Genomic DNA, 12,720 nt, shown 5'->3' with positions numbered 1-12,720 from the left:
TCCTGTTGGTTCGCAGTCTCATTACACACAGGTTTCCTGTCAATGCCTTACGCTGACCTCATGGTCAGCACCAAGGCACCGCCCTCCCTCCTCTACATGGTCAAGCAAGTGGAGCTCGTTGTCCGCTCGCATCTGGACGAGCTGGTCAAGCCCTCGGGGATCACGGCGCTGCAGTACACCTCGCTCACGGTCCTGCAGCGGCACGACGGCCTGTCGGCCGCCCAGCTGGCCCGCGACTCGTTCGTCACCGCCCAGTCCATCGCGGATCTGGTGCGAAGTCTCGAGAACCGCGGACTTGTGCGCCGGGAGCGGAATCCCCACAACCGGCGCGAGCTGCTGATCCTGCTGACCGACGAGGGGCGGGAGCTGCTCGACCGCGTCGCCGAACCCGTGCGTGACCTGGAGGAACGCATGATCCGCGACCTCACCGCGCACCAGGCCGACCAGTTCCGGCAGGCCCTGTCGAAGGCGTGGCACGCGTTGTCGTAGGCGGCCCTCCGCAAAACTCCGGACGACTCACCCTCTAAATCGAAGACATATGTCAATCGAACATGCTCAAATTCACTCCATCGAGGGTAACTTGCAGGGCGGGGGCGGGTGTTGCCCGCACGAAAGCCGGTTGGAGGCGATGTCGTCGTGCCGTACGACCCCACACCGCCCGCGACCGAGTTCCTGCGCGTCCGCACGGAGCGCGGGCACACCGTGCTGGAGCTGCGCGGCGAGATCGACATCGCGGCGGCCGTGGAGATCATTCCGCATCTGGACGCGGCGACGGGCAGCGCCGCGGCCCGGGTCGTGATCGACCTCCGCCACATCGCGTTCTTCGACTGCTCCGGGCTGCGCCTGCTCTACCGGGCCCGCCACCGGGTCCTCGACCACGGCGGCGAGCTGCGCCTCGTCTGCACGCACCCGCTCACCCTGCGCGTGCTGAAGGTGACGGGTCTGTCGCGCCTGCTGCCGCCGGCGCCGTCGCTGGACGCGGCCCTGGGGCAGCCCGAGGCCACGTCCGGCACATTATGACCGCGTACCCCCGGGCCGCGGCACGACCGCCGCCTTCGGGGGTGCGCTCATCTGACGGTCCTTCACTTGATGATCCGGATGACCTGCCCGGCGCCCACGGTCCGGCCGCCCTCGCGGATCGCGAACTTCAGTCCCTCCTCCATCGCGATCGGCTGGATGAGCCGGACGAGCATCGTGGTGTTGTCTCCGGGCATGACCATCTCGGTGCCCCTCGGCAGTGACACCACACCCGTCACATCGGTGGTCCGGAAGTAGAACTGCGGCCGGTAGTTCTCGAAGAACGGTGTGTGCCGCCCGCCCTCGTCCTTGGACAGGATGTACGCCCGCGCCTCGAACTCCTTGTGCGGGGTGACCGAGCCGGGCTTGATGACGACCTGGCCGCGCTCCACGTCCTCCCGTTTGACGCCCCGCAGCAGCAGGCCGACGTTCTCCCCCGCCCAGCCCTCGTCGAGGAGTTTGCGGAACATCTCGATGCCGGTGACCGTGGTCCTGGTACTGCGCTCGTGGACGCCGACGATCTCGACCTCGCTGTGCACCCGCAGTGTGCCCCGCTCGATGCGTCCGGTGACGACCGTGCCCCGCCCCGTGATGGTGAAGACGTCCTCGATCGGCATCAGGAACGGCTTGTCGACGTCACGCTCCGGCTCGGGCACGAACTCGTCGACGGCGGCGACGAGTTCGAGGACGGAAGCACTCCACTCCGGGTCCCCTTCGAGGGCCTTGAGCGCGGAGACCCGTACGACGGGCACGTCGTCGCCCGGGAACTCGTACTCGGTGAGCAGCTCGCGCACCTCCAGCTCCACGAGTTCCAGGATCTCCTCGTCGTCGACCATGTCGGTCTTGTTGAGGGCGACGACGATGTACGGGACGCCGACCTGCCGGGCCAGCAGCACATGTTCCTTGGTCTGCGGCATCGGCCCGTCGGTGCCGGCGACGACGAGGATCGCGCCGTCCATCTGGGCCGCGCCCGTGATCATGTTCTTGATGTAGTCGGCGTGCCCGGGGCAGTCGACGTGCGCGTAGTGCCGGCGCTCGGTCTGGTACTCGACGTGCGCGATGGAGATGGTGATGCCGCGCTGCCGCTCCTCGGGCGCCTTGTCGATCTGGTCGAACGGCGTGAAGGGGTTCAGGCCGGGAAACCGGTCGTGCAGCACCTTGGTGATGGCCGCCGTCAGTGTGGTCTTGCCGTGGTCGATGTGCCCGATGGTCCCGATGTTCACATGCGGCTTGGTCCGCTCGAACTTCGCCTTCGCCACTGCGAGCCCTCCCTGGTCAGGTGAGTGGTGCCGAGCGCGAGCACTGTTCAGTTGTCCTCCTACCTGTTCTATTCGCTCGGCGGCGCGTCGAACAGGGCGCTGACGGACTCACCGTTGTGAATGCGGCGCACGGCCTCCGCGAGCGCGGGGGCGATGGAGAGCACCTGTAGTTTCTCGGTGCGCTCCTCCACGGGGACCGGCACGGTGTTGGTGCACACGATCTCCAGGACGTCGGGCTGCTCGCCCAGCCGTTTCAGGGCCCCGGCGGCGAACAGGCCGTGGGTGCACGCCACCCGGATCGAGCGCGGGCCCAGCTCCCGCAGCCGGTCGAGGAGTTCCAGGACGGTGCTGCCCTTGGCGATCTCGTCGTCGAGCACGATGACGTCCCGCCCGGCGATCTCACCGATCACCGAGCTGATCCGCACCCGGTCGTCCGCGAACCGCTGCTTGGCGCCCGCGGCGACCTGCGCGCCGATCATCCGCGCGAAGGCCGCCGCCTCCTTGGCGTTGCCGAGGTCCGGCGAGACGACCGTCGTACGGGACAGGTCGTACCGGCGGAAGTGCGCGGCCAGTTCGCGCAGCGCGTGCAGGTGGTCGACCGGCACCGAGAAGAAGCCGTGGACCTGCGGCGAGTGCAGCGTCATGGCGAGGACCCGGCTGGCGCCCGCCGACACCATGAGGTCGGCGACGAGCCGGCCGCCGATGGAGATACGGGGCGCGTCCTTCTTGTCGGAGCGGGCGTACGAATAGTGCGGCATGACCACGGTGATCCGGCCCGCGGAGGCGCCCCGGGCCGCGTCGCACATCAGCAGCAGCTCGACGAGGTGCTCCTGCACGGGCGCGACCAGCGGCTGGATCAGGAACACGTCCCGCTCACGGCAGTTGCCCTGGAGCTGCACCTCCAGACAGTCGTTGGCGAACCGGCTCACCCGGGTCGGGCTCAGCGGCACCCCGAGGTGCGCACAGACCTCGTCCGCGAGCTCGGGGTGGGCGCTTCCGGTGAAAACGGCGATGTCACGCACGGTCGGCTCCTCGTATGAACATGATCATTACGGGTTGCGCGGCTCATGCTACTGGCCACGACCCGACCGAGAGTCGTACGCAGATTCGACCCGGCACCCCGGACGCGACACACGCCCGCCCTACGGCGAAGTAAGGACAATCCCCAACTCCGCGTTCCCTCAGGGACTTTGAGGGCATTCGTTGAATAGGGAAGGAGGACCGTCGACATGACGACGTCCATCAAGCGCATGCGTCTGCCCGGCTGGGCGAAACTGCTCACCGCCGTGGTCGTCCTCATCGTGGTACTGCTGGCCGCCCTGCGGCTGCTGCTCCTCGGCGGGCTGGACGACGTGTTCGGAACCGAGGAGCACGACCGCTCGGGGCCCACACTCCTGAAGTCCATCCAGGACATGAGCCGTTACGACGCCGCCTCGGGCAACTTCCAGGTGGTCGTCGACCTGGAGAAGGACGCCAAGTACCTGCCGGACGCGATCCGCGGCACCCGCACGCTGTACGTCGGCGCGGGCACCGTGGACGCCTACGTCGACCTCGGCGAGGTGGGCGAGAACGATGTGAAGGTCGACAAGGACCGCACCACGGCCACCATCAACCTTCCGCACGCGAAGCTGGGCACCCCCGCCCTCGACACCGAGCACTCCTACGCCGTCTCCAAGCAACGCGGTCTCCTCGACCGCCTCGGCGACATGTTCTCCGACAACCCCAACAGCGAACAGGCCGTGCAGAAGCTCGCGGTCAAGCACATCGGCGACGCCGCGAAGGAGAGCAGGCTGACCGACCGCGCCGAGTCCAACACGACCGACATGCTCGAAGGGCTGCTGAAGTCCCTGGGCTTCAAGGAGGTGAAGGTGACGTTCTCGTCCTGAGGGTGGCGTCGTGGCGCCAGGCCCCGCCCCGACTCGGCCCGGACTGCGGTCCGGGCCGAGTCGGGCGCGCGAACGGGTCGGCATTGTGGGCCTCCACCGGGGTAACCACCTTGAGACAAAGGGAAGTTGAATCTGGGAGGGTTGTATGGCCCGTACCACGTCACGTTCCCGTTCCACGACCTCCGGCCGCCGGGCGGCACCCGCGGCCCCACCCGCGCGTCGGCCACTCGCACTGCCCCTGCGGCTGCTGGTGATGGCGCTGGCGTTCCTGGCCATGGTGGCGTTCGGCGCGGTACTGGCCGGGCTCACGCTCCAGCCTTCGCCGGCGTCGACGGAGCTCACGCACAGCAATCTGCGCCCCGGCAGCTCCCTGGAGCTCTACCTGAACTACGCCTCCCCGCGTGACGCGCTCAAGCAGATCGGCGGGAACGTCCTGCTCGGCGTGCCCTTCGGCGTGCTGCTGCCGGTGCTGGCGCCCGGGGCGCGCGGGCTGCTGCGCATCCCCGCGCTGACCGCCTTGATGATGCTGATGGTCGAGCTGGTGCAGGGCGCACTGATAACCGGACGCGCGTTCGACATCGATGACGTCATCCTCAACACCGCGGGGGCACTGCTGGGCTATCTGCTGCTCGGCCGACGGCTGGGCCGGGCCGTGCACGTACCCGCCCAGGACAGCGCGCCGCAGGGCGGACCGGCCCGGCGCCCGCGTGCAAGCCGCCGCAAGGGAACGCGCAAGCCGCCCGGCAAGGCGACTGGCAAGCCGGCCGACAAAACAGCCGGCAAGGCCTAGCGCATCTTCTGGTGCAGCCGCCAGGTGAGCTTGTCTCCGCCCACCCAGCGGACCTGCTCCGGGTCGTCGGCGTCGTGGACGGTGATGCCGTACGCCGCGGCGGCCAGGAGCACGTCCGTCAGCGTCCTCGCCTCGCCGACCACCTGACCGTCGATCTCCACGATCCGGAACGGCGGCGTACCCGGCTGAACCCCGAGCACCATGACCCGGGGGTGGGAGATGTGAGGACTCGCGATTTCCGTCATGTCTAGAGCGTAGAGCGGTTCCACCCGATTTGGAGGTGTACGGGCGTCGTGGGCGGCCCACCGTGCGGGCACCCCGAGCTCGGGCGAGGCTGGAGGCGGGGGCTCGGGCGCGCGGGCTGGAGGTGGCGATGGATCCCGTCGAGGCTCTGGAGCGGATCGCGTTCCTGCTGGAGCGGGCCCAGGCCCCCACCTATCGCGTACGGGCCTTCCGCACCGCAGGATCCGTGCTCGGCGCGCTGCCCGCGGACGAGGTGGCGGAGCGTTCGGCCGCCGGGTCGCTGGAGTCACTGAAGGGGGTGGGGCCGAAGACGGCGCAGGTGGTGCGCGAGGCACTGGCCGGGCGGATACCCGGCTATCTGGACAAGCTGGAACGGGAGGCCGCCGAGGCCGCCCCGCCGGACGGCGGCGGGCGGCTGCTGGCGCTGCTGCGGGGCGACTGCCATGTGCACTCGGACTGGTCGGACGGCGGCTCCCCGATCGAGGAGATGGGCCGTACGGCGGCGGAGCTGGGCCACGAGTGGGCGGTGCTCACCGATCACTCGCCACGGCTGACCGTGGCCCGTGGTCTGTCACCGGAGCGGTTGCGGGAGCAGTTGGACGTGGTGACCGCGCTGAACGCGAAGTGGGCGCCCTTCCGGCTGCTCACCGGTATCGAGTGCGACATCCTCGACGACGGCTCGCTGGACCAGGAGCCCGAACTGCTGGACCGGCTCGATGTCGTCGTGGTGTCCGTGCACTCCAAGCTGCGCATGGACGCACGGTCGATGACCCGCCGTATGGTCACCGCCGTGCGCGACCCGCACGCCGACATCCTCGGCCACTGCACGGGACGGCTGCTCGCCGGGCGCGGGCGGCACGAGTCGGAGTTCGACGCGGACGCGGTCTTCGAGGCCTGCGCGGAGACCGGTACGGCGGTGGAGATCAACTGCCGTCCCGAGCGGCTCGACCCGCCGAAACGGCTGCTGCGCCGGGCGGTGGAGGCGGGCACGCTGTTCTCGATCGACACCGACGCGCACGCACCGGGCCAGCTCGACTGGCAGATCAACGGCTGCGCGCGGGCGGAGCAGTGCGGGGTGCCGGCGGAGCGCGTGGTCACGACCTGGCCGGTGGAGCGGCTGCTGGCGTGGGCCGGGGAGAAATGACCTGGTCATGACCTCTCTGCTGGATTTCGGAGGCGTGACGCAGATCACCGCTAATGTCCGGTTCTGGAGGGAACAGCACCTGGTAATTTCCCGTTGAACAAGGAGCGACACCACGCAGACTGCCCCGACCGCGATTCCCCCGTCCGGTCGGGGCTTTTCCCTGTCCTGCGGTGGTCACGAGCTCCTTCGGGCCTCTCCGGCACCCCCGCGCGCAGATGGGCGTAGGCACCCTCGGGATCGGTCCTGCGCCCGTCGACCAGGCGGCCAGGCGGCCATGGGGTGATCATCCCGTGGGTGCGGGCGCTCTTGTGCTGTTTGCGCCAAGCCGTGCCCACCGTGTGCCTCTGCCGCACCCTTGCCGGGTGCGCTGCCCGGATCAGTCGGCGGGTTCGTCCGGTACGGGCTGTTCGGGGTGGACGGATCCCGACCTCGGTGCGCCCTTGCGGCCGGTGCCCGCCACATCCGTGTCGGGCACGTCGTCACCCTCGCCGTCGGCGCCTTCCCCGTCGGCGCCTTCGCCGTCGGCGCCTTCGCCCTCGGCGCTGTCGGGGTTCGCGTCCCAGGGGTCCTCGCCCTCGTGGGCCTGCTGGTCGGGCAGGTCCCGCGGGACGGGTTCACCGCCCTCGCCGGGGCTCTCCGGTCGGTACTCGGTCACGGCGTGCTCCTCTCCCCCCCTTTTTCTGCGTGCGTCGACGCGAGTACCTCCGGGAGGACCGCCGAAACCCCGTCAGAGGGTCGCCAGTGCGTCGAGTGCGGCCGTGAGCTGTGGTGCCACCACCTTCCGTGCCCACGCGTCGTGCTCCTCGCCGGATGCGCGCGGCACCGACTCCACGAGCATGATCAGGTAGAGGTAGCTGCGGTAGAGGGCGTACCGGCGTCGGGTCGACGGCGTGAATGCGACATCCCCGCCCGCCTCCCGGTATCCCGACAGGAACGGCTCGTCCCGCTCGATGTCGTCGAGGAGCGCGAGGGAGACGAAGTCCGCCAGGGGGTCGCCCCAGAACATGCGCTCGCCGTCGATGAGGCCGCCGATGCGCGGAGCGCTCCCTTGTGAACTCCCCTGTTCCACAAGGATGTTGCCGTTCCACAGATCGAAGTGGACCAGGCGTGGGACGGTCACCTCGTCGAGGGTGTCGTACGCGGCCTTCGCCGTACGGGCCGCCTCGTCCACCGGGACCGGCAGCCAGGCCTGGTAGCGGCGGGCGTCGGCGAGCACGGCGTCGTACATGGTGACGAAGGCGGTGCGCCAGTCGGGGGCGAGGGGGCCGAGGGCGCCGGACGGGTACCCGAAGCCGGGGCCGGTCACCCGGTGGAGGCGGGCCACCAGGCCGCCCAGTTCCCGGCGCAGTGCCGCGATCTGCCCCGGCTCGAGCCCCTCCCACGATCCGCCCGGGCAGTGGGTGAGCAGGAGATGCCGGCCCGTGGACGCCGCAGCGACCACCTCCGGCGCGGGTACGCCGACCGTGGCGGCGGCGCGGCAGAACTCGGCCTCGGCGGTGAGCAGGGCGCGCTCGTGGGCCAGGCCGGGGGTGGTGGGCGGAGGGGGGATCTTCACGACGAGGCGGGTGCCGTCGGTGAGGCGCAGTTCCTCGACGGTGTTGTACGTGCCCCCGCTGAGCGGGCGCCGCTCGGCGAGACTCCCGGGCGGCAGTCCTGCCGCCTCCAGGATCAGCCGAGCCCTCTCCTCTTCACCCACCGCAGCCCCCGTCCCGTCGCGTGGGGCCACTCTGCCAGGTGGGCCCCACGCATGTAACCGGGATTACCGGTTACCGAGCGGCCGGCCGGCGGCGTACACATCCTCGACATGGCGGCCGGAGGCGATCAGCTCGTTCGGCCGCTGCTCGGCGTCCGTGCCGGGTGCGCGCTCCGCGCGCAGCGTACGGAAGGCCTCGCGGACGCCGGGCGCGCCCTGCGCGAACCGTGCAGGGCGCCCGCGCCGGAGGGCGCCCCGGCGGAGTGACCGTCGAGGGTCGGCGGCTGCGCAGATCCGCCGCCCATCTCCACCCACGCCAAGCCCCTCCCCTTTGGTTGATCGGGACCCCACCCGAGCCATATCAGATCGACGCGGACCGGTCGTTGACGGAACGAGCCGTTCCAGCGCCCTCCGGCGCCCCGTAACGAGCCAGGCAGTGCCAGACCATCTTCAGGTCCTGCAACGCGTGGCGCCCGCCGCGCGCCGCGTCGCCGATGACGCGCGGGTCCAGTCGGCCGTTCTCGGCGATCAGGGCGCCCAGGTCGACGAACTCCGGGCCGCGATAGTCGGGATGGCGTCTCAGCTCGGCGACGGTGAGCCGGTAGCCGGGGTGCCATTCGAGCGGGCAGGGCAGTCGGCGGGCGGCGGCCTCGACGGGGGTGTCCCGGTAGCAGGCGTCCAGCACGAGCGCCTCCACGTCCCGGTCCAGGGCGACCGGTCCGTGCACCTGCGCCTCGATGTAGTCGTTGAGCGCGTCCTGGTCGTCCGCGTCGGCCAGGGCGATGAGGGACATCCCGGCGGCCACCCCGAAGTCGGCCGGTTCGGCCGCGCTGTCCGGGTAGCAGAACGTGGCGCGGCCCAGCGTCTCGCCGGTCAGCCGGAAGTGCGAGGAGCCGAAGCGGGGTGCGGCGCCCACGACCTGGCGCCGGAAGTCGAGCGCGCCGTACACGGGGCGTTCGCGCGCGGCCGCATTGTCGTACGCCCCGCCGAAGATCCGGCTCTCCCAGCGCCACCGGTCGCCGCCGGGGTGCGCGGTCAGCCCGCCGTTGCTGGTGCCCGTGACGAACTGCGAGCGATATGTGCCGTCCCGCTCCAGCGCTTCGAGGATCGTCAGCCCGCCCACGAGGCGGTCGGGGTGGAAGTTGAGGGTCACCCGCAAGTCCGGGGGCACGGCCGGGCCCGAGGAGCGTGCGGCGACATGACGCAGGGCCAGCTCCTGCGCCGGGCCGACGCGAGGGGCGGCCGATGCGCTTGACGCATCCGATGCGACGCGCGGCGGAACGACGAAATCCATTGGCTCACTTCCGAATTGCCGAATAGGCTAGGCAGAAACCTAGGAACCCTAGGTTTCTGGCCCGTCACCCCCACAGGTAAGGACTCACCATGAAGTCGCTCACCGAGCAGGACATCCGCAACTCATTTATCAACTGCTCCAAGGGCGAGGCGAAGCGGCTCCCGATACCTCGTGACCTCGACGAACGCCCGTGGGACGACCTCGACTTCCTCGGCTGGCGGGACCCGGGCGCGCCCGACCGCAGCTATCTCGTCACCGAACACGCGGGCCGGCTCGCCGGCGTGACCCTGCGGTTCCCCTCCTCCCAGCGCGGCTTCCTGCACCGCAGCATGTGCTCGCTCTGTCTGACGACGCACCGGGGCAGCGGCGTCTCGCTGATGACGGCCCGCAAGGCGGGCCCGGCCGGGCGCGAGGGGAACTCCGTGGGTGTCTACATGTGCGCCGATCTGGCGTGCTCGCTGTACGTGCGCGGAAAGAAGCCCCTCGACTCCGGCAGCCGGTTCGAGGAGACCCTCACGACGGAGGAGCAGGTCGCCCGGACGGTGGGCAATCTGTCGGCGTTCCTGGAGAAGCTGTACGACTGAGGCCGGGGAACTACTGGTCCCGTAGCTTCGCGGCCTCGATGTCATGCAGATGGATCAGCACGTCGTGGCTGCGGGCGAGCGCGATGTCGTACAGGTCGTCGGGGTAGATCGTGCCGATGCTCCGCGTGGGACGCTTCCGGTCCAGCCAGGTCCGGGCGGGCTCCGGCACGGTCCGCAGATCGACGGCGTAGTCCCGCAGGCCCACCCGGTCGAGGGTGCGCTCGTTGGTGCCGGCGGCGGCCGGGCCGACGGTGAAGCGCTCGTTCTTCCCCTCCTCGCCCAGCGCGTTGAACGAACCCCGGTCGAAGGTGAAACCGACACTGACGTACGCGGCCCCGAGGCGGTCGCGCAGGAACGCGCCCTGCATCCGGGGGTAACGGGCGGGGTCGGTGGTCTCATAGGCGAGATGCGCGTTGTGCGCCGACAGCAGGACCTTGGTGCCGGTGTGCTTCTGCCACCAGACCGTGTTGTCCGCCATGACCTGGTCGCGGTAGCGCATGGCGTCCGCGAGCTGCCCTTCGCTCTCGCCGTCGCCGAAGTCGAAGGCGTAGAAGCGCGCGACCTGGTCGACGACCGTGGCGTGCCGCACCGCCCAGTCGTACGCCGTCCGGTCGGCGCCCGGCGACTGCTTGCGCAGCAGCTTCAGGGCCTCGCCGGTACGGGCGGCCATGCCCCGGCGCTCGACGAGCGGCTTGGTCATGTACGCGGCCATGTACTCGCCGGTCGGCACGGTGGGCCTGAGGCCCCGGTACAGCGCGGCGAACCGCTTTCGCAGCCCCGGCTGGGCGCGGGTCACGTAGTCGGTGACCTTGTCGTACAGCTCGGGGCCGGCCCAGCCGAGGTCGTCGCCCATGAACCGGACGGGGTCGTGGGGGTGCTGCCGGTTGTAGGCGCGCATCCAGGTGAGGAGCGCCAGCTGGTCGGTGTTGTTCCACCAGAGGTAGTCGGCCTGGAACTCCTCCCGCATGATCCTCTTCGGGTCCCCCTTGCCGTGGACGACGTAGTCGTTCAGGCGCAGACCGGTGCTCCAGCCGGCCTCCAGGGCGAAGGTGCGGAAGCCCTTCTTCTCGACGAGGTGACGGAAGACGCGGTGCTTCATGGCGAAGAAGTCGTGCGAGCTGTGTGTGGCCTCGCCGAGGCCGACCACGCGCGCGTCGCCGATCATCCGGTCGAGCGGGCGCAGGTCGCCGGTGTCGCCGCGCGGTTCCACAGTACGCAGGGGGTGGGCGAAGCGTTCGAGGGCGGCGACGACGGGGTCGCGGTTCGTCGCCGAGGTGGGTGTCGCTCCGGCCGCCGCTGTGCCGAGGCAGAGGAGCAGGGTCAATAAGAATCCGGTTCGATGCCGCTTCATGCTGCAAGGTTTGCGGGCGGAGCGGGCCCACGCCATAGGGCGGACCGCCGGACACCGGTGGGGACAGCCCCCGTGTGCGGAATTCGGGGCCCTCCCCCTCTCCCACCAGCCACACTTCGCTGGTTAAGGTCCTCGCGCAACAGTTCGACGCACGGCGGAAGGGGCATGGCCCGAGGATGCGAGACGTACGTGGGGTGTGGGCCGCGGCCCGGACGCGGGTCGCCGAGTGGCGGCAGGAACCGGTGGTCGTGCAGTCGGTCCGGTCGGCGGTGGCCGCGACGGTGGCGTACGTCGTGGCGCTGCGGGTCAGTCCGGAGGCGGCGCCGCTGACGGCTCCGCTGACCGCGCTGCTCGTCGTGCAGGTCACCCTCTACGCCACGCTCACCAACGGCATCCGCCGGGTGAACTCGGTGGTCGCCGGTGTCGTCATCGCGATCGGCTTCAGCGTCTGGGTCGGCCTCACCTGGTGGAGCCTCGCCCTGCTGATCCTCGCCTCCCTGGCCGTCGGTCATCTGGTCCGGGTCAGCGAGTACGTTCCCGAGGTGGCGATCAGCGCGATGCTGGTGCTCGGCGTGACCCGGGTCGGGGACACGGCGTGGGCCCGGGTTCTCGAGACGCTGATCGGCGCGGTCGTCGGGCTCGCCTTCAACTTCCTGTTCGCTCCCCCGGTGTGGGTGGAGGCGGCCGGTGAGTCCATCGAGGAGCTGGCGCGCCGGATGCGGCGGCTGATGATCCGGGTCGGCGAGGAGGCCGCGGGCCGCACCGCCGTGGAGGCCGCGGAGGCCCGCCTGGACGAGGCCCGGCAGCTCGATTTCGACCTCGTCGAGGTGGACGCGGACCTCAAACAGGCCGAGGACAGCCTCAAGCTCAACCCGCGCGTACGGGAGGGACTGCTCCACCGGGTCGTGCTGCGCACCGGTCTGGACACCCTGGAGATCTGCACGGTCGTGCTGCGGGTGCTGGCCCGCACCCTCACCGACCTCGCCCGGGAGCGGGAGCCCGAGCCGCTGTTCTCACCGCAGGTGGGGGCGGCGATCGAGCGGCTGCTCGCCGAGATCGGTGACGCGGTGGTGAGCTTCGCGGTGCTGGTCACCACCGATGTCAGCCGCAGCGCGGACGCCGCGGAGGCCCGGCTCACCGCCGAGCTGGCCACGGCGACGGCGACCCGCGACCGACTCGCCAAGCTGCTGCTGGAGGAGATCCAGCGGGACCCACGGCAGTGGCAGCTGCACGGCGCCGTGCTGACGGAGGTCAACCGCGTCCTGGACGAGCTGGACACCGAGCACCGCTCGCAGCGGCTGCTGGAGGAACTCGACCGCTGCACCCGTGAGGAACGCGAACTGTCCCCGCGCCTCACCCGTCTCCTCGGCCGCGTCGGCATCAGGATCCCCCTGCGCCGGAACCGGTCCGGCCCGGTCGGACGTACTAGCTGACAGGCAGGACGGCGAGATCGAGGGGA

15 protein-coding genes are annotated in these 12,720 nt (G+C 70.3%); 7 read left to right on the top strand and 8 right to left on the bottom strand.

From position 1 onward, the window contains the following. The first annotated feature begins 60 nt into the window (after positions 1–60). Positions 61–489: a MarR family winged helix-turn-helix transcriptional regulator gene (locus SGFS_RS49620; RefSeq protein WP_286259384.1), complete on the top strand. Its 429-nt coding sequence runs from the start codon at positions 61–63 to the stop codon at positions 487–489. Between the two features lie 147 nt (positions 490–636). Beyond that, positions 637–1,020, top strand: a complete 384-nt coding sequence (locus tag SGFS_RS49615) for an anti-sigma factor antagonist (protein WP_286259383.1) — start codon at positions 637–639, stop codon at positions 1,018–1,020. A 62-nt stretch (positions 1,021–1,082) separates the two neighbouring features. On the opposite strand, the gene tuf is transcribed toward SGFS_RS49615, so the two are convergent. Together tuf and SGFS_RS49605 are read right to left on the bottom strand one after the other, a co-directional pair. Then, positions 1,083–2,276: an elongation factor Tu gene (gene tuf / locus SGFS_RS49610; protein WP_286259382.1), complete on the bottom strand. Its 1,194-nt coding sequence runs from the start codon at positions 2,274–2,276 to the stop codon at positions 1,083–1,085. A gap of 68 nt (positions 2,277–2,344) precedes the next feature. Then, positions 2,345–3,298 (bottom strand): ribose-phosphate diphosphokinase, encoded by a 954-nt coding sequence (locus tag SGFS_RS49605; RefSeq protein WP_286259381.1) that lies wholly within the window; start codon positions 3,296–3,298, stop codon positions 2,345–2,347. Positions 3,299–3,505: 207 nt separating this feature from the next. Between SGFS_RS49605 and SGFS_RS49600 the strand changes: the two genes are divergently transcribed. Together SGFS_RS49600 and SGFS_RS49595 are read left to right on the top strand one after the other, a co-directional pair. Beyond that, positions 3,506–4,162: a DUF4230 domain-containing protein gene (locus SGFS_RS49600; protein ID WP_286259380.1), complete on the top strand. Its 657-nt coding sequence runs from the start codon at positions 3,506–3,508 to the stop codon at positions 4,160–4,162. A gap of 145 nt (positions 4,163–4,307) precedes the next feature. Beyond that, positions 4,308–4,952 carry a VanZ family protein gene (locus SGFS_RS49595; RefSeq protein WP_286259378.1) on the top strand — a complete coding sequence of 215 codons (645 nt, stop codon included), beginning with the start codon at positions 4,308–4,310 and terminating at the stop codon, positions 4,950–4,952. On the opposite strand, the gene SGFS_RS49590 is transcribed toward SGFS_RS49595, so the two are convergent. Continuing rightward, positions 4,949–5,197: a hypothetical protein gene (locus SGFS_RS49590; protein WP_286259377.1), complete on the bottom strand. Its 249-nt coding sequence runs from the start codon at positions 5,195–5,197 to the stop codon at positions 4,949–4,951. The genes SGFS_RS49595 and SGFS_RS49590 overlap by 4 nt on opposite strands. A gap of 128 nt (positions 5,198–5,325) precedes the next feature. On the opposite strand from SGFS_RS49590, the gene SGFS_RS49585 reads away from it, so the two are divergent. Then, the gene (locus SGFS_RS49585) at positions 5,326–6,339 is read left to right on the top strand and encodes a PHP domain-containing protein (RefSeq protein WP_286259376.1); all 1,014 of its coding nucleotides are present in this window, start codon (positions 5,326–5,328) and stop codon (positions 6,337–6,339) included. 376 nt (positions 6,340–6,715) lie between these two features. Here SGFS_RS49585 and SGFS_RS49580 read toward each other — a convergent pair whose 3' ends face one another. From SGFS_RS49580 to SGFS_RS49565, 4 genes are all read right to left on the bottom strand, one after another. Then, positions 6,716–6,994: a hypothetical protein gene (locus tag SGFS_RS49580; protein WP_286259375.1), complete on the bottom strand. Its 279-nt coding sequence runs from the start codon at positions 6,992–6,994 to the stop codon at positions 6,716–6,718. Positions 6,995–7,066: 72 nt separating this feature from the next. Continuing rightward, entirely contained in the window at positions 7,067–8,035 is a 969-nt protein-coding gene (locus tag SGFS_RS49575) for a phosphotransferase family protein (RefSeq protein WP_286259374.1), read from the bottom strand. Between the two features lie 63 nt (positions 8,036–8,098). Next, positions 8,099–8,347 (bottom strand): hypothetical protein, encoded by a 249-nt coding sequence (locus tag SGFS_RS49570; protein WP_286259373.1) that lies wholly within the window; start codon positions 8,345–8,347, stop codon positions 8,099–8,101. A 46-nt stretch (positions 8,348–8,393) separates the two neighbouring features. Beyond that, positions 8,394–9,203 (bottom strand): DUF3626 domain-containing protein, encoded by an 810-nt coding sequence (locus tag SGFS_RS49565; protein WP_286259372.1) that lies wholly within the window; start codon positions 9,201–9,203, stop codon positions 8,394–8,396. A gap of 212 nt (positions 9,204–9,415) precedes the next feature. Here SGFS_RS49565 and SGFS_RS49560 point away from each other — a divergent pair, with 212 nt between their 5' ends. Then, entirely contained in the window at positions 9,416–9,910 is a 495-nt protein-coding gene (locus tag SGFS_RS49560; protein WP_286259370.1) for an FBP domain-containing protein, read from the top strand. Between the two features lie 10 nt (positions 9,911–9,920). Here SGFS_RS49560 and SGFS_RS49555 read toward each other — a convergent pair whose 3' ends face one another. Beyond that, complete coding sequence (locus SGFS_RS49555) at positions 9,921–11,261, bottom strand: erythromycin esterase family protein (protein WP_286259369.1); 1,341 nt, start codon at positions 11,259–11,261, stop codon at positions 9,921–9,923. A 176-nt stretch (positions 11,262–11,437) separates the two neighbouring features. Here SGFS_RS49555 and SGFS_RS49550 point away from each other — a divergent pair, with 176 nt between their 5' ends. After that, positions 11,438–12,694: an aromatic acid exporter family protein gene (locus SGFS_RS49550; RefSeq protein ID WP_286259368.1), complete on the top strand. Its 1,257-nt coding sequence runs from the start codon at positions 11,438–11,440 to the stop codon at positions 12,692–12,694. The last annotated feature ends 26 nt before the right edge of the window (positions 12,695–12,720 follow it).

Origin of the sequence: Streptomyces graminofaciens (genome assembly GCF_030294945.1) — a bacterium.
In the GTDB taxonomy this organism is placed as follows: Bacteria; Actinomycetota; Actinomycetes; order Streptomycetales; family Streptomycetaceae; genus Streptomyces; species Streptomyces graminofaciens.
The sequence above is the reverse complement of the archived record's forward strand: the minus strand, read 5'-3'. Positions and strand labels throughout refer to the sequence as shown.